The sequence below is a fragment of the Citrobacter sp. MGH104 genome (assembly GCF_001034485.1).
GTDB lineage: Bacteria > Pseudomonadota > Gammaproteobacteria > Enterobacterales > Enterobacteriaceae > Citrobacter > Citrobacter freundii.
The window spans coordinates 406,840-422,441 of the sequence record NZ_KQ089819.1 but is presented as its reverse complement, the minus strand read 5'-3'; the positions used below and the strand labels follow the sequence as shown (position 1 = coordinate 422,441).

15 protein-coding genes are annotated in these 15,602 nt (G+C 53.9%); 7 read left to right on the top strand and 8 right to left on the bottom strand.

Going from position 1 to position 15,602, the window contains the following annotated elements:
* Window positions 1–3: 3 nt before the first annotated feature.
* Complete coding sequence (gene arcA / locus SK34_RS20335; RefSeq protein WP_003025834.1) at window positions 4–1,224, bottom strand: arginine deiminase; 1,221 nt, start codon at window positions 1,222–1,224, stop codon at window positions 4–6.
* Between the two features lie 672 nt (window positions 1,225–1,896).
* Here arcA and SK34_RS20330 point away from each other — a divergent pair.
* A complete protein-coding gene (locus SK34_RS20330; RefSeq protein WP_048234069.1) occupies window positions 1,897–2,349 on the top strand; it encodes a YhcH/YjgK/YiaL family protein in 453 nt (150 codons plus the stop codon).
* 107 nt (window positions 2,350–2,456) lie between these two features.
* Here SK34_RS20330 and argF read toward each other — a convergent pair whose 3' ends face one another.
* Window positions 2,457–3,461: an ornithine carbamoyltransferase gene (gene argF / locus SK34_RS20325; protein ID WP_003844898.1), complete on the bottom strand. Its 1,005-nt coding sequence runs from the start codon at window positions 3,459–3,461 to the stop codon at window positions 2,457–2,459.
* Entirely contained in the window at window positions 3,431–3,526 is a 96-nt protein-coding gene (gene argL / locus SK34_RS25225) for a putative translational regulatory protein ArgL (protein WP_370766361.1), read from the bottom strand. Before argL ends, argF begins: the two co-directional genes overlap by 31 nt.
* Before the next feature lie 98 nt (window positions 3,527–3,624).
* Between argL and rraB the strand changes: the two genes are divergently transcribed.
* From rraB to SK34_RS20310, 3 genes are all read left to right on the top strand, one after another.
* The gene (rraB, locus tag SK34_RS20320) at window positions 3,625–4,050 is read left to right on the top strand and encodes a ribonuclease E inhibitor RraB (RefSeq protein ID WP_003025845.1); all 426 of its coding nucleotides are present in this window, start codon (window positions 3,625–3,627) and stop codon (window positions 4,048–4,050) included.
* A gap of 51 nt (window positions 4,051–4,101) precedes the next feature.
* The gene (gene miaE, locus SK34_RS20315; RefSeq protein WP_044699132.1) at window positions 4,102–4,860 is read left to right on the top strand and encodes a tRNA isopentenyl-2-thiomethyl-A-37 hydroxylase MiaE; all 759 of its coding nucleotides are present in this window, start codon (window positions 4,102–4,104) and stop codon (window positions 4,858–4,860) included.
* Between the two features lie 164 nt (window positions 4,861–5,024).
* A complete protein-coding gene (locus SK34_RS20310; protein WP_003839625.1) occupies window positions 5,025–5,855 on the top strand; it encodes a hypothetical protein in 831 nt (276 codons plus the stop codon).
* Window positions 5,856–5,881: 26 nt separating this feature from the next.
* Here SK34_RS20310 and SK34_RS20305 read toward each other — a convergent pair whose 3' ends face one another.
* From SK34_RS20305 to pepA, 4 genes are all read right to left on the bottom strand, one after another.
* Window positions 5,882–6,385 carry a GNAT family N-acetyltransferase gene (locus SK34_RS20305; RefSeq protein WP_003025856.1) on the bottom strand — a complete coding sequence of 168 codons (504 nt, stop codon included), beginning with the start codon at window positions 6,383–6,385 and terminating at the stop codon, window positions 5,882–5,884.
* A gap of 219 nt (window positions 6,386–6,604) precedes the next feature.
* On the bottom strand, window positions 6,605–9,460 hold the full coding sequence (locus SK34_RS20300; RefSeq protein ID WP_048234068.1) for a valine--tRNA ligase: 2,856 nt from the start codon (window positions 9,458–9,460) through the stop codon (window positions 6,605–6,607).
* Window positions 9,460–9,903, bottom strand: a complete 444-nt coding sequence (holC, locus tag SK34_RS20295; RefSeq protein ID WP_003025862.1) for a DNA polymerase III subunit chi — start codon at window positions 9,901–9,903, stop codon at window positions 9,460–9,462. Before holC ends, SK34_RS20300 begins: the two co-directional genes overlap by 1 nt.
* 118 nt (window positions 9,904–10,021) lie before the next feature.
* Entirely contained in the window at window positions 10,022–11,533 is a 1,512-nt protein-coding gene (gene pepA, locus SK34_RS20290) for a leucyl aminopeptidase (RefSeq protein ID WP_003025870.1), read from the bottom strand.
* Between the two features lie 153 nt (window positions 11,534–11,686).
* On the opposite strand from pepA, the gene SK34_RS25035 reads away from it, so the two are divergent.
* The 3 genes from SK34_RS25035 to lptG all read left to right on the top strand — a co-directional run bounded on the left by SK34_RS25035 (window position 11,687) and on the right by lptG (window position 13,982).
* Window positions 11,687–11,737: a hypothetical protein gene (locus SK34_RS25035; protein ID WP_212723231.1), complete on the top strand. Its 51-nt coding sequence runs from the start codon at window positions 11,687–11,689 to the stop codon at window positions 11,735–11,737.
* 62 nt (window positions 11,738–11,799) lie between these two features.
* Window positions 11,800–12,900 (top strand): LPS export ABC transporter permease LptF, encoded by a 1,101-nt coding sequence (lptF, locus tag SK34_RS20285; RefSeq protein ID WP_003839630.1) that lies wholly within the window; start codon window positions 11,800–11,802, stop codon window positions 12,898–12,900.
* Window positions 12,900–13,982 carry an LPS export ABC transporter permease LptG gene (gene lptG / locus SK34_RS20280; RefSeq protein ID WP_003025875.1) on the top strand — a complete coding sequence of 361 codons (1,083 nt, stop codon included), beginning with the start codon at window positions 12,900–12,902 and terminating at the stop codon, window positions 13,980–13,982. The genes lptF and lptG overlap by 1 nt, the downstream gene beginning before the upstream one ends.
* A gap of 101 nt (window positions 13,983–14,083) precedes the next feature.
* Here lptG and SK34_RS20275 read toward each other — a convergent pair whose 3' ends face one another.
* Entirely contained in the window at window positions 14,084–15,586 is a 1,503-nt protein-coding gene (locus SK34_RS20275) for a helicase HerA-like C-terminal domain-containing protein (RefSeq protein WP_003839633.1), read from the bottom strand.
* Window positions 15,587–15,602: the final 16 nt, after the last annotated feature.

Genomic DNA, 15,602 nt, shown 5'->3' with positions numbered 1-15,602 from the left:
TCCTTAAATACCGTCGCGTTCCAGTGGGCAGCTCATGCAGCGTGCGCCGCCGCGTCCGCGTCCAAGTTCGTCGCCAGGAATGGGTAAAACGGTGATGCCCGCTTTGTCGTATTTCTCGTTGGTCCAGATGTTGCGCTCGTAGCCCACGACCACACCGGGGCGTAGCGTCAGGACGTTGTTGGCGTCATTCCACTGTTCGCGTTCAGCTTCGAAGGCGTCGCCTCCGGTGGTTATCAGCGTGATTTGGTCAAGGCCCAGCGCTTTTTCGAGGGCATGTACCAGAGTACTTTCCTGGGTGCGTTTCAAGCCGCCGCGCCCGTCTGGCGTCAGGGTCCAGCACTGGACATCCGGGCGTACCACTTCCGGGTAGACGGAGAAGGTATCGATATCAATGTGGGTCATGACGGTATCGAGGTGCATACAGGAGCGATGTTTCGGCAGTTCAACCGCGATGACGCGTTCAGCCTGGCGATGCTTAAACAGCGACTGGGCAAGGAATTCAATGCCCTGCGGCGTGGTGCGTTCCGACATACCGATGAGTACCGCGCCGCGACCAATGACCAGCACATCTCCACCTTCTAATGTGGCGTGGTCGTAATTAATATTTTCATCGCCGAAATATTTAATAAATTCACCATCAGCAAATTGAGGGTGCCAACGGTAGATCGCCCGCAGGTTATTGGTTTCTCTTTGCCGCGCGGTTTTTGCCATTGGGTTAATTGACACACCGTTATATATCCAGCATGAGGTGTCGCGGGTAAATAAGTGGTTTGGTAATGGCTTCATAATAAAGTCATTAATATCGTGAGTATCGACCACCATATTTTTGATTGAGGCAGGAATTTCTCCGTAGGTTAGCCCACCGCTTAAATGCCGGGCGAGTTCCCGATGCTGCATATCTGCAAGCCAGGCACGAATATCCGTGGCGAAAGCGGGGCCAAGGCGATAATCAGAGATTTGTGTCTCCAGCAACCAGTCTTTGGCATCTTGGACATCTAAGGTTTGTGTCAATAAATCAGTGAGTAACAGAACCTCAATCCCTTGCTGACGTAACGTGTTGGCGAAAATGTCATGCTCTTCTCCTGCACGTTCTACCGAAAGAACATCATCAAAAAGTAGTTCCTGGCAATTTGATGGTGTCAGCCTTTTTAAGCTGAGATTAGGGCGATGTAGCATTACGCTACGTAATTGACCGATTTCAGACCCGACATAATGCTTTTCCATCATTATTCCTTTAATACTATTTTAAAAAATAAAGAGGATGTGCCTGCAAATAATATTTATTGCAGTCATGACTTTTCAGCTGATTTCGGAATCTATATTTAGATCTTATTTGATGAGGAAACGTGATTTATTTCACAGTCAGGTCGATATTTGACTTTTGATGTTTAATTTATGATATGGCTCGGAGAATTAATAAAATAAAAACATGAATAATTGAATTACTACGCGGGAATATGTCTTGTTATTTATCGGTGTTAATTTTATGTACACTTTTAGTGTGCTGCAATATAAGTAATGCATTGATTTATTTGTGCTTTTTTATGTGTTGTGAATTATTATGCGAATATATGATTTTATTATTTGCGCGGTAAAGTTTATTTCAAAATAAATATGACGATGAAGAAGGATAGCGAAGGAGAGGTGAACTGTGATCGATAGCTGGTTTTTCTAATAAAACTTTTAATAACAGTATGTTACTGATTAGGTTGAAAAAGGGTAGCCGAAAGTTATGCAAAGTTTATGCATAACCTGTTGCTGAGAGTTAGCAATTATTTAACACCATCAGCGATAAACATGCGTTGACGCAAAATATCGGCAAATAGCAGTAGTATGGCAGGCCGTTTTTTCGTATAACAACTAAAATGAAACGATGTTTTAATTAAGGGGTTTGAGATGATTGTTGGCAATATTCACAACCTGGATGCCTGGCTGCCGGAAGAGCTGCGTCAGGCAATTGAACACATTAAAGCGCATGTGACGGATGCGACGGAAAAAGGTAAGCACGACATTGACGGCGATCGCCTGTTTTATCTGATTGCCGAAGATATGACGGAGCCGTTTGCACAGCGCCGCGCCGAATATCACGCTCGCTATCTGGATATTCAGATCCTGCTCAAAGGCCAGGAAGGAATGGCCTTCAGCACGCAGCCTGCGGGCGCGCCGGAAACTGACTGGCTGGCGGATAAAGACATCGCCTTCCTGCCGGAAGGGGTACAGGAGAAAACGGTGGTGCTGAACGAAGGTGACTTCGTGGTGTTCTATCCGGGTGAAGTGCATAAACCGCTGTGCGCGGTCGGTGCTCCTGCGCTGGTACGCAAAGCCGTGGTGAAAATGCAAGTGGCATAAGCGTATTTGCCGGGGGGCGGCTTCGCCTTGCCCGGCCTACGAGAGCGCGGTTGTAGGCCGGATAAGATGCTTAGCATCGCCATCCGGCATTCTTTTCATCCATGCTCTCACTTCGCCAGCGTCGCCACCATCACCGCTTTGATGGTGTGCATCCGGTTTTCCGCCTGATCAAATACGATGCTGGCGGGTGACTCAAAGACCTCATCGGTCACTTCCATACCGCCGTGCAGACCATATTCCTGTGCCATTTGTTTGCCAAGCGTGGTTTGATCGTCATGAAACGCGGGCAGGCAGTGCAGGAATTTCACCTGTGGATTGCCGGTCAACGCCATCATCGTGCTATTAACCTGGTACTTACGCAGCAGCGCAATACGTTCGGCCCACTTCTCTTTTGCTTCGCCCATTGATACCCAGACGTCGGTATAGATAAAGTCCGCACCTTTCACGCCCGCGGCGACATCTTCGGTCAGCGTAATATTGCCGCCGTTTTTCTGCGCCAGCGCTTTGCACTCTGCAACCAGACTTTCCTCTGGCCAGCAGGCCTGCGGTGCGACCAGGCGCAGATCCAGCCCGGTTAACGCAGCGGCTTCCAGCATGGAATTGCCCATATTGTTGCGGGCATCACCGGTGTAGACCAGCGTCATCTCATTAAACGCTTTACCCGGCAGGTGTTCCTGCATAGTTAACAGATCCGCCAGCAGCTGGGTGGGATGAAACTCGTTGGTTAATCCGTTCCACACCGGAACTCCGGCATATTCCGCCAGCGTCTCGACAATCTCCTGGCCGTGTCCCCGATACTGAATACCGTCGTACATGCGGCCGAGCACGCGGGCGGTGTCTTTGATCGACTCTTTATGGCCAATCTGGCTGCCGCTTGGCCCGAGATACGTCACGCGAGCACCCTGGTCGTATGCGGCAACTTCGAAAGAGCAACGGGTTCGGGTTGAGTCTTTTTCGAAGATGAGCGCGATGTTTTTACCGGTGAGCTTTGCGACTTCAGTGCCGTTTTTCTTATCTGCCTTTAGCTGCGCGGCGAGCTGGAGCAGTGACGTGAGTTCAGCAGAGGTGAAATCAAGCAGTTTCAAAAAATGTTTATGATAAAACGCAGACATGGTTCCCTCACATGGCTTAGGCCATTTATTGAATTAAAATTCAATTTATATGTATGTTTATTCATTTGCAACCTTGTTTAACAAATCTTTCCTGGAAAGGTGGAGGCAATGACAGCGGTATGTGACAATAAGAGTATCGGCAGGACATTATGAGGAACGAGCCATGGCAAACCCGGAACTACTGGAAGAACAGCGTGAAGAAACGCGCTTGATTATTGAAGAGTTACTCGAAGATGGCAGCGATCCAGACGCGCTGTACACCATTGAGCATCACCTTTCCGCGGATGACTTCGAAACCCTGGAAAAAGCGGCAGTAGAAGCCTTCAAGCTGGGTTATGAAGTGACCGAGCCGGAAGAGCTGGAAGTGGAAGAAGGCGACACGGTTATTTGCTGTGACATTTTGAGCGAATGTGCACTGAATGCGGAGTTGATCGATGCTCAGGTTGAGCAGCTGATGAACCTGGCTGAAAAATATGATGTGGAATACGACGGTTGGGGCACCTATTTTGAAGACCCGAACGGCGAAGAAGGTGAAGACGGCGACGATGAAGATCTCGTCGACGAAGATGATGACGGCGTGCGTCACTAAGTCATCTACTGACCTGCGGTAGCCCAGGCTGCCGCAGGCCAAGGACAATGTATGGATTATCTGCAAATACTCTCCCCGATTCACAATTTCCTGCACTGTAAAACGCCCCAGGCCTGGCTTGATAAAGCGCGAGACCCGGCTAATCTGCCTCTGTTATTGACCGACCACCTCGTCTGTGAGCTGAAAGCGGCGCAAACGGCGATGCTGCTGGTGCGTAAGTATGTCGCAGATAAACAGGGATCTCAGGCGCTGCTGGACTGGCTGAAACCCTATGAAGCGTTTGCTTTCAGAGAAGGGGATGAGCCGGATTTTATCGCGCTGAATAAACAGATAAGCAAAAGCGTGATGCCGCAAACCTACGATCCGTGGGGACGCAAGCTTATCGACAGCATGGTTTTGCTGATCAAAGAAGAACTGCATCATTTCTGGCAGGTGCGTGAGGCGATGATGAGTCGCAACATTCCCTATATTAAGATTACCGCCAGCCGTTACGCCAAAGGTATGCTCAAAGAGGTGCGCACCCACGAGCCGCTGACGTTAATCGATAAACTGATTTGCGGGGCTTACATTGAGGCGCGTTCCTGTGAACGGTTCGCCGCGCTCGCACCGTATCTGGATGACGATTTGCAGGCGTTTTATCTGTCGCTGCTGCGATCCGAGGCGCGGCACTATCAGGATTACCTGGCGCTGGCGCAGCAGGTTTCAGCCGATGATATCAGTAGCCGGGTGCGGTTTTTTGGCGAAGTAGAAGCCGCGTTGATCACCTCTCCTGACGATGAATTCCGCTTCCACAGCGGTGTGCCAGCTTAGTTCCTTTCTTTGACGCGCGGTGCCCATCGCCGCGCGGTTTAATCCTTCCTGTTTCTGTTAGCAAAATCTGGTGGCTGGAAATAGCTCGCTGCTGCCGTAATAATCAAAACATCGAAGGGGAAATATATCCCTGTAACAGAGACGATTTGGCATAAGGATGGTTAATGAACTGGGCACACGTTTTGTTGGCAGGTTATATCGGGGCGGTGATTGCTATCGTCGTCGGCATGTTTCGCAAAAAAGGCTGGCTGGGCAAGGTCTCTGGCGCGGTGGTCTTTGTGGTGGCGATTATCGCGTGGAATCTGTTTGATGTGCACTACCTGATCCCACGCGAAAGCCCGGATTATGGTCTGACGGATGCGCAGAAATTTGAAAACGCGATGCTGTCCATGCCCGTTTATCAGGTGCTTAAGGAGCAGGAGCCAGCGCTGTGGCAGAACATCCTCACCCAGGCAACGCAGCTGAAAGAGGCGGGGAAAAGCGAACAGCAGATTATCGACGCTATTCAGCCGCAGATCCTACAGGTACAGATGGCGCGTTTGCAGCAGGCGCCTGATGCCAACGTGATCGAGTATATGAAGATTAATCTCGAGCAGATTGCCGCGGTGGCAAAAGTGGGCAATGACGAATGTTTTCGCTTTTTATTCCCGGCAGTGAAAGGCGGGATTAACCCGGTGCGTATTATTCCGCGCGAGCTCATGAATCGTCGTATGGCCAGCGACATGAGTATGATGCACGCGGCCTATGGCCCGAACAAACATACGGTTACGGCGGAAGAAAAACAGTTGGCGCTTCAGGATCTGCAATCCATCAGTCCGGGGCTGGTACAGCGCTTTGGACCGGATATCCAAATCATGGCCGATCCGAGTAAAGGCGTGGGCAAAGAGAAAGTCGCCTGTGAAATGGTGCAAGATTTATGGTCACAGGTGCTGAAGCTGCCAACCGCTCGCGCGGCTGGCGTTATTCGACTGATGCTCTCAGCCGAGATGCAGTAACGCGGTTAAAGCCTCTCGGCGTAAGGTCAGAGGGGCTTTAACATTCGCACTTCACAATCTACGTGCCCGGTACAGCCCAGCGCTTCGCTGATATGCTCAAAGCCTAAATGCTCATACAGGCGAATTGCCTCAGTCAGAAAAGCCGTGGTCTCAAGATAGCACTGCTTAAAACCTTGCTCACGGGCATGTTCAAGCGCCATCAGCGCCAGTTTTTTCGCCAGCCCCTGACCGCGCGCACTCGACAGGAAGTACATCTTTTGCAGCTCGCAAATGTCTGGTTCACTACATCCTAACGGTGCAACACCGCCGCCGCCCACGACTTCACCGTTTTGCTCAACCACCCAGTAGGCCGCGCCCGGCTGGCTGTAAACCTGGAACAATTCGTCCAGATTAGGGTCGGCAACGGTGTAGCCTTTATCGGCGGTAAGGCCGTATTCAGCGGAAACTTTGCGGATAACGCGGGCAATTGCGGCGTTATCATCGGCAGAAATTCGGCGCAGCGTTGCCGCGACGGAGGTAATGGCACTCATAGCGAACTCATGACATAAAAGTGAGACATATGCAGTTAATACCACTGCGGTGAGGGGAAGCGCAAGCGAGGATAATTCAATAAAAAGCCTCTGAGCATATGCGTCAGAGGCTTTTATTGTCTGCGGCGTCGGATGCGCTACGCTTATCCGACCTACGTTGACGGTGCCCGTAGGCCGGATAAGCGCAAGCGCCATCCGGCAAACGTACAGGCACGATGATTACAGCGCGGCGATGACCGCCTGCTGTTCAATCAGCTTCGCTTTGGCTTCTGCGTAACCGTCCAGCTTCTCACGCTCTTTGGCGATGACCGCTTCCGGTGCGCGGGCAACGAAACCTTCGTTGGAGAGCTTGCCTTCGATACGGGCAATCTCACCTTCGATTTTAGCCACTTCTTTCGCCAGACGCGCCAGCTCATCTTCTTTGTTGATGAGGCCAGCCATCGGGATCAGCAGCTCGGCGCCGTCGATGATTTTGGTCACGGAGACCGGACCTTTGTCATCGGCAGGTAGCACGGTGATGCTTTCCAGACGCGCCAGGTTCAGCAGGAAGCTCTTGTTGTCGTTCACACGACGCATCGCATCCGCGCTGCAACCACGCAGCAACAGCTCCAGTGGTTTACCCGGGGCAATGTTCATTTCCGCGCGGATGTTACGTACGGCAACGATCGCCTGCTTCAGCCATTCGGTATCGGCCAGCGCCGCTTCATCTACCTGAGCCGCGTTATATTCCGGGAACGGCTGCAGCATGATGGTATCTGCGGTGTTGCCACAAATCACTTTCACGCGCTGCCAGATGGTCTCGGTGATGAACGGGATGATCGGATGCGCCAGGCGCAACAGACCTTCCAGCACGGTCACCAGCGTATTGCGGGTACCGCGCAGTTCAGCATCAGTTCCTCCGGTCATTACCGGCTTGGTCAGCTCCAGATACCAGTCGCAGAACTGGTTCCAGGTGAACTCGTACAGGATGCCCGCGGCGATATCGAAGCGGAAGTTATCCAGCGCTTCGCGGTACGCTTTGATGGTCTGGTTGAATTCAGCGAGGATCCAGCGGTCTGCCAGAGACAGGGTCATTTCGCCGCCGTTGAAACCGCAATCATTTCCTTCAGTGTTCATCAGCACGAAGCGGCTGGCGTTCCACAGCTTGTTACAGAAGTTACGGTAACCTTCCAGACGCTTCATATCCCAGTTGATGTCGCGGCCAGTAGAGGCCAGCGCCGCCAGGGTGAAACGCAGGGCGTCGGTGCCGTGCGGCTCGATGCCGTTCGGGAACTGCTTCTCGGTACGTTTGGCGATCTTCTCGGCCAGCTGCGGCTGCATCATGTTGCCGGTGCGTTTCTCTAGCAGCTCCGGCAGTGAGATACCGTCGACCATATCCAGCGGGTCGATAACGTTGCCCTTGGATTTGGACATCTTCTGGCCTTCGTCGTCGCGAATCAGACCGGTCATGTAGACGGTATGGAACGGAACCTGCGGCTTGCCGTTTTCATCTTTGATGAAGTGCATGGTCATCATGATCATGCGGGCAATCCAGAAGAAGATAATGTCGAAGCCGGAGACCATCACGCTGGTTGGGTGGAACTGACGCAGCGCGTCGGTGTTTTCCGGCCAGCCGAGCGTAGAGAAGGTCCACAGCGCGGAGGAGAACCAGGTGTCGAGAACGTCTTCGTCCTGACGCAGCGCAACGTCGGCGCCGAGGTTGTTTTCCTGACGCACTTCATCTTCGGTACGGCCAACATATACGTTGCCGTCGTTGTCATACCATGCCGGGATACGGTGACCCCACCACAGCTGACGGGAAATACACCAGTCCTGAATATCGCGCATCCAGGAGAAGTACATGTTTTCGTACTGCTTCGGTACGAACTGGATGTCGCCGTTTTCAACCGCTTCAACCGCCGGTTTTGCCAGCACGTCGGCACGGACGTACCACTGGTCGGTCAGCATCGGTTCGATAACCACACCGCCACGGTCGCCGTAAGGAACGGTCAGATCGTGAGGTTTGATCTCTTCCAGCAGGCCCATCGCATCGATGGCAGCGACGATCGCTTTACGCGCGGCAAAGCGTTCCAGCTTCTGGAATTCAGCCGGGATAGCGTTGGAGTAAACGTCGGACTCTTCACCTTTGGTGTCGTACACTTCCGCGGTTTCACGGATGTCACCGTCAAAGGTCAGAATGTTGATCATCGGCAGGCCGTGACGTTTCCCGACTTCGTAGTCGTTAAAGTCGTGTGCCGGGGTGATCTTCACGCAGCCGGTACCTTTTTCCATATCGGCGTGTTCATCACCGACAATCGGAATGCGGCGGTTAACCAGCGGCAGGATAACGAATTTGCCGATAAGACTCTGATAGCGCGGATCTTCCGGGTTCACGGCCACGCCGGTGTCGCCCAGAATGGTTTCCGGACGGGTGGTCGCCACGACCAGGTAATCTTTACCGTCAGCGGTTTTCGCACCGTCGGCCAGCGGATAGCGGATGTGCCACATCGAGCCTTTAGACTCGCGGTTTTCCACTTCCAGGTCAGAGATGGCGGTGCGCAGTTTCGGGTCCCAGTTTACCAGGCGCTTGCCACGGTAAATCAGGTCTTCTTTGTACAGGCGAACGAAGACTTCTTTCACGGCATTGGAAAGGCCTTCGTCCATGGTGAAGCGCTCGCGCTCCCAGTCAACGGAGTTGCCGAGACGGCGCATCTGACGGGTAATGGTGCCGCCGGATTCCGCTTTCCACTGCCAGATTTTATCGATAAACGCTTCGCGACCGTAGTCGTGACGGGTTTTACCTTCTTCAGCAGCAATCTTACGCTCAACCACCATCTGGGTAGCGATACCCGCGTGGTCGGTACCAGCCTGCCACAGGGTGTTTTTACCCTGCATGCGCTGGTAGCGAATCATGGTATCCATGATGGTTTGCTGGAAAGCATGACCCATATGCAAACTGCCGGTGACGTTCGGCGGCGGGATCATGATGCAGAAGGACTCTTTGCTTTCATCGCCGTTAGGTTTGAAATAGCCCTGCTTTTCCCAGTGCTCGTAAAGCGGCTGTTCGATATCTTGTGGGTTGTATGTCTTTTCCATTATTTCCAGGTTGCCGTATTCAGGTTAAAACCAGCCACGCGGTAAGCTTTGTAGCGATCGCGTGCCGATTGTTTCAAAGAATCTTCGTAAGGAACGAAGTCTATCACTTCTGTGAAAGCGGTGGCAAAATCTGCAAAGCCAACGCGCAAACTGATGAGCAGGTCGCGCGGGCTGCTATTGCGTTTCTCCGGCCAGGCAATCTCTACCGGCGCGCCGCCTCTGGGGCCTTCGCCCGCCAGATTATGCGGAACAAAGCTTTCTGCCGGTCTTGCCCACAGGGCTTCATCCAGTCGAAGAGCCTGCTTTTCGTTTTCACAGGCGATAAGCACGCGCTTGCCAGCCCGCCAACGTTCTGCGGCAATTTCACACACCAGTTGCTCGACGGCGCTTAAACCATCTTGTTGTGTGTCGTTGTCCAGAAGATAGAACGTCGCATTCTTCATATATGGGGCTTCTTGTGGTGGATTTAAATGCAAAGCCGGGTGGCGCTACGCTTACCCGGCCTACGGTTGAGTGACGTTGTAGGCCGGGTAAGGCGAAGCCGCCACCCGGCGTTTTACATCACTCTTCGCCGTTAAAACCCGCGCGATTGAGCAGGAACTGCGACAGTAACGCGACCGGACGACCGGTTGCGCCTTTGGCTTTCCCTGAACGCCATGCGGTACCAGCGATATCCAGGTGCGCCCAGTTGTACTTACGGGTAAAGCGTGACAGGAAGCAGCCCGCGGTAATGGCGCCGCCAGGACGTCCGCCGATGTTCGCCATATCCGCAAAGTTAGACTCTAACTGCTCCTGGTATTCATCACCCAGCGGCAAACGCCACGCGCGGTCGCCAGCCTGCTCGGACGCACCGATCAGCTCATGCGCCAGCGGGTTGTGGTTCGACATCAGGCCGGTGATGTGATGGCCCAGCGCAATCACGCACGCGCCGGTCAGGGTCGCAACGTCAATCACCGCCTCCGGCTCAAAGCGCTCGACGTAGGTTAACACGTCGCACAGCACCAGACGGCCTTCGGCGTCGGTATTGAGCACTTCAACGGTCTGACCAGACATAGTGGTCAGCACGTCGCCTGGGCGATACGCGCGGCCACCCGGCATATTTTCGCAGCCCGCCAGTACGCCGACGACGTTGATGGGCAACTGAAGCTCGGCCACCATGCGCATTACGCCGTACACTGCTGCTGCGCCGCACATGTCGTACTTCATCTCATCCATGCCTTCGGCAGGTTTGATGGAGATACCGCCGGAGTCGAAGGTTAACCCTTTACCGACCAGCACAATCGGACGCGCGTCTTCGGACGGGTTGCCTTTGTACTCGATGACTGACATCAGCGACTCGTTCTGCGAACCGTGACCGACGGCGAGATAAGAGTGCATACCCAGCTCTTTCATCTGCTGCTCGCCGATCACGCGGGTCACAACATTTTTGCTGTAGCTGTCTGCCAGCTGACGCGCCTGAGAAGCCAGATAGGCAGCGTTACAAATATTTGGCGGCATGTTGCCGAGATCTTTCGCCGCTTTAATGCCAGCGGCGATTGCCAGACCGTGTTGGATCGCACGCTCACCGCTGGTCAGCTCGCGGCGGGTCGGCACGTTGAAGACCATTTTACGCAGCGGGCGACGCGGCTCGCTTTTGTTGGTCTTCAACTGGTCAAAGCTGTACAGCGTTTCCTGTGCCGTCTCAACGGCCTGGCGCACTTTCCAGTAGTTATTGCGCCCTTTGACGTGCAGCTCAGTCAGAAAGCACACGGCTTCCATTGAGCCAGTATCATTCAGCGTATTGATGGTTTTCTGAATGACCTGCTTGTACTGGCGCTCGTCAAGTTCGCGCTCTTTGCCACAACCAATGAGGAGAATTCGCTCAGACAGAACGTTAGGAACATGGTGCAGCAACAGGGTTTGACCCGGTTTGCCTTCCAGTTCGCCACGACGCAGCAGTGCGCTGATGTACCCGTCGCTGATCTTGTCGAGCTGCTCTGCAATCGGAGAGAGGCGGCGTGGTTCAAAGACACCCACGACGATGCACGCACTCCGCTGTTTCTCCGGGCTACCGCTTTTTACACTGAACTCCATGCACTACGCTCCTGAATCTTAAAGACAACAGCGGTGGCTACGGATAGAATTGCAAGCTTTCGTAACTCATACCCGCTGTTGCGGTGACTTCGTGTTAATCTTAACGTTATTACGGCATTGGCACGTCAGAACAATTTCTGAGAGGTGGATCCGTTGAGTATAATGATCTTAGCGACGATTTCGACGACTCAAGAGAATAAATGACGTTTAAGCCATGAAACAAGCTAAATTCCGGCAAAAGACGGGTTTTTACGGGCGTATTTAAAGTGATAATCATAAGATATCTGGTTCGGGAAACGCTCAAAAGCCAACTTGCGATCCTATTCATCCTGCTTTTGATCTTCTTTTGTCAAAAGTTGGTCAGGATCCTTGGTGCGGCTGTTGACGGTGATATCCCGGCAAATCTGGTGCTCTCGCTGCTGGGGCTGGGCGTGCCAGAAATGGCGCAACTTATCTTGCCCTTAAGCCTGTTCCTCGGGCTGCTGATGACGCTGGGCAAACTGTATACCGAAAGTGAAATTACGGTCATGCATGCCTGTGGGCTGAGCAAGGCTGTGCTTGTTAAAGCGGCGATGGTGCTGGCGTTGTTTACCAGTATTATTGCGGCGGTCAACGTGATGTGGGCCGGACCGTGGTCCTCCAGACATCAGGACGAAGTCCTGGCGGAGGCGAAAGCGAACCCCGGTATGGCGGCGCTTGCTCAGGGGCAATTCCAGCAGGCGACCAACGGCAGTTCGGTGCTGTTTATCGAAAGCGTTGACGGCAGCAACTTCAAAGACGTGTTTCTCGCGCAAATCCGCCCGAAAGGCAACGCTCGTCCTTCGGTCGTCGTAGCCGATTCCGGACATCTTACCCAATTGCGCGATGGCTCTCAGGTTGTGACGCTAAACCAGGGGACGCGCTTTGAAGGTACCGCGCTGCTGCGCGATTTCCGCATTACCGACTTCCAGGATTATCAGGCGATCATCGGCCATCAGGCCGTAGCGCTGGATCCAAACGATACCGAACAGATGACCATGCGTACGCTGCTGGCGACCGACACCGATCGCGCCCGCGCGGAACTGACCTGGCGTATCACGTTAGTATTCACCGTATTTATGATGGCGCTGATGGTTGTACCGCTGAGCGTGGTAAACCCGCGTCAGGGTCGCGTGCTGTCGATGCTGCCAGCAATGCTGCTCTATTTGCTGTTCTTCCTGGTTCAGACATCGCTGAAGTCGAACGGTGGCAAAGGTAAGCTGGATCCGGTGTTCTGGATGTGGGTGGTTAACCTGGCTTATCTGGCGCTGGCGATTGTGCTTAACCTCTGGGATACGGTGCCGATGCGCCGCTTGCGTGCCCGTTTTATGCGTAAAGGAGCGGTATAATGCAGCCTTTTGGTGTACTTGACCGCTATATCGGTAAAACCATTTTCACCACCATCATGATGACGCTGTTCATGCTGGTGTCGCTCTCCGGGATCATCAAGTTCGTTGACCAGCTGAAAAAAGCCGGGCAGGGGAGCTACGATGCGATGGGTGCTGGGCTGTATACCCTGCTCAGTGCGCCGAAAGATATCCAGATCTTCTTCCCGATGGCGGCGCTGCTGGGGGCATTGCTGGGGCTGGGCATGCTGGCCCAGCGCAGTGAACTGGTGGTGATGCAGGCTTCTGGCTTTACCCGTATGCAGGTGGCGTTGTCGGTGATGAAAACCGCGATTCCGCTGGTGCTGCTGACGATGGCCATTGGCGAATGGGTCGCACCGCAGGGTGAACAGATGGCGCGTAACTACCGTGCGCAGCAGATGTACGGCGGCTCGCTGCTCTCTACCCAGCAGGGTTTGTGGGCGAAAGACGGTGACAGCTTTGTCTACATCGAGCGGGTGAAAGGCGAGGCCGAGCTGGGTGGGATTAGCATCTACTCGTTTAACGACAAGCGCCGTCTGCAGTCTGTACGCTATGCTGCGAGCGCGACGTTTGACCCGGAGCAGAAGGTCTGGCGTTTGTCGCAGGTGGATGAATCCAACCTGACCGATCCGAAACAAATCACCGGTTCGCAAACGGTGAGCGGCACCTGGAAAACCAACCTGACGCCCGACAAGCTCGGCGTCGTGGCGTTGGATCCTGACGCGCTGTCGATTAGCGGTCTGCATAACTACGTGAAGTACCTGAAGTCGAGCGGCCAGGATGCCGGACGCTACCAGCTCAATATGTGGAGCAAAGTCTTCCAGCCGCTGTCAGTGGCGGTCATGATGCTGATGGCGCTGTCGTTTATCTTTGGTCCGCTGCGTAGCGTCCCGATGGGGGTGCGTGTGGTGACGGGGATTAGCTTCGGTTTTGTGTTCTATGTGCTGGACCAAATCTTTGGCCCGCTGACGCTGGTGTACGGCATTCCGCCGATTATCGGTGCGCTGCTGCCAAGCGCCAGCTTCTTCCTGATAAGCCTGTGGCTGATGCTGCGTAAATCGTAATCACAGTAATCGTAGGCCTGATGGCGTTGCGCTTTTCAGGCCTACTCCGGACCCGTAGGCCGGATAAGGCGTTAAGCCGCCATCCGGCAACGTAATACGGGCTAGCGTTTTCTCCCACCCATCAAACTCCCCAACATGCCGCGGATTATCTGATTAGTAACCTGTCGCGCCGCGCTTTTCGCCACGCTCTGTACCACGCCATCGCGCTTGCCGCCGCGCGGCCCTGTGCTGCCAAATAAAATATCCTTCAATCCACCGAGAATACCGCCGTCCACCTCGACCGCTTTACCGTTGGCGGGAGGCGTATTTTGCTGCTCGGTACTGGCCTGCACACCTTGCTGTAAACGTTCATAGGCGGACTCTCGGTCGATATCTTCTTCATATTTGCCGTACAGCGAAGAGTGATTAATCAGCCCGTTGCGCTCGTCGTCCGTCACCGGTCCCATCCGTGAGCACGGCGCAATCACCATCGCCCGTTCAACCACCGACGGGCTGCCTTTGGCGTCCAGAAACGACACCAGCGCCTCGCCGGTTCCCAGCTCCTGAATGGCTTTTTCGGTATCAAATGCCGGGTTGGCGCGCATTGTTTGTGCCGCGGTTTTCACCGCTTTCTGATCTTTCGGCGTGAACGCGCGCAGGGCATGCTGTACGCGGTTCCCCAACTGGCCAAGCACGTTGTCCGGAATATCCGACGGGTTTTGCGAGACGAACCACACGCCGACCCCTTTCGAGCGGATCAGACGGATCACCTGTTCGATTTTATCCAGCAACACCTGCGGGGCATCGTTGAACAGCAGGTGCGCTTCATCAAAGAAGAACACCAGTTTTGGTTTCTCCAGATCGCCCGCCTCCGGCAACTGTTCGTACAGTTCAGAGAGCATCCACAGCAGGCTGGCGGCGTACAGTTTGGGCATCTGGTAGAGCTTCTCGGCGCTGAGGATATTAATCATCCCTTTGCCGCTGGCGTCGGTACGCATCCAGTCTTTGATGTCCAGCATCGGTTCGCCAAAGAAGTGCGCTGCTCCCTGCTGCTCCAGCGACAGCAGTCCGCGCTGAATAGCCCCGACCGAAGCGCTGCTGATATTGCCGTACTGATTTTGGAAGGATTTAGCGTTATCGCCGATGTACTGAGTGATGGCCCGCAGGTCTTTGAAATCGAGCAGCAGCAGGCCCTGGTCATCGGCAATGCGGAAGATAATATCCAGCACGCCGGACTGAACGTCGTTGAGATTCAACAGACGAGCCAGCAGCAGCGGCCCGAGGTCAGATACCGTGGCTCGCACCGGGTGACCCTTTTCGCCGAAGATATCCCACACCGTGACCGGATTACCATGCGGTTGCCAGTCGGTAATGCCGATGTTTTTCAGGCGGGCGAGCAGCTTTTCAGAGGCTTGTCCTTCCTCGGCCACGCCGGTTAAGTCACCTTTCACATCGGCCATAAATACCGGTACGCCAATCCCGGACAGCGATTCGGCCAGCTTTTGTAGTGTGACGGTTTTACCGGTCCCGGTCGCGCCGGTAATCAGACCGTGACGGTTGGCCATGCCTGGTAGTAAAAACAGTTCGGTGTCCGGCGTGCGGGCAATTAGCAGGGGTGCGCTCATTGAGATTTCCTCCATT

Coding starts and splice junctions, on each gene's coding strand:
- SK34_RS20300 (WP_048234068.1), bottom strand. CDS start 9,460: ATGGAAAAGACATACAACCCACAAGATATCGAACAGCCGCTTTACGAG.
- arcA (WP_003025834.1), bottom strand. CDS start 1,224: ATGGAAAAGCATTATGTCGGGTCTGAAATCGGTCAATTACGTAGCGTA.
- SK34_RS20330 (WP_048234069.1), top strand. CDS start 1,897: ATGATTGTTGGCAATATTCACAACCTGGATGCCTGGCTGCCGGAAGAG.
- SK34_RS20305 (WP_003025856.1), bottom strand. CDS start 6,385: ATGAGTGCCATTACCTCCGTCGCGGCAACGCTGCGCCGAATTTCTGCC.
- argL (WP_370766361.1), bottom strand. CDS start 3,526: ATGAATAAACATACATATAAATTGAATTTTAATTCAATAAATGGCCTA.
- rraB (WP_003025845.1), top strand. CDS start 3,625: ATGGCAAACCCGGAACTACTGGAAGAACAGCGTGAAGAAACGCGCTTG.
- SK34_RS20275 (WP_003839633.1), bottom strand. CDS start 15,586: ATGAGCGCACCCCTGCTAATTGCCCGCACGCCGGACACCGAACTGTTT.
- lptG (WP_003025875.1), top strand. CDS start 12,900: ATGCAGCCTTTTGGTGTACTTGACCGCTATATCGGTAAAACCATTTTC.
- holC (WP_003025862.1), bottom strand. CDS start 9,903: ATGAAGAATGCGACGTTCTATCTTCTGGACAACGACACACAACAAGAT.
- pepA (WP_003025870.1), bottom strand. CDS start 11,533: ATGGAGTTCAGTGTAAAAAGCGGTAGCCCGGAGAAACAGCGGAGTGCG.
- SK34_RS20310 (WP_003839625.1), top strand. CDS start 5,025: ATGAACTGGGCACACGTTTTGTTGGCAGGTTATATCGGGGCGGTGATT.
- miaE (WP_044699132.1), top strand. CDS start 4,102: ATGGATTATCTGCAAATACTCTCCCCGATTCACAATTTCCTGCACTGT.
- argF (WP_003844898.1), bottom strand. CDS start 3,461: ATGTCTGCGTTTTATCATAAACATTTTTTGAAACTGCTTGATTTCACC.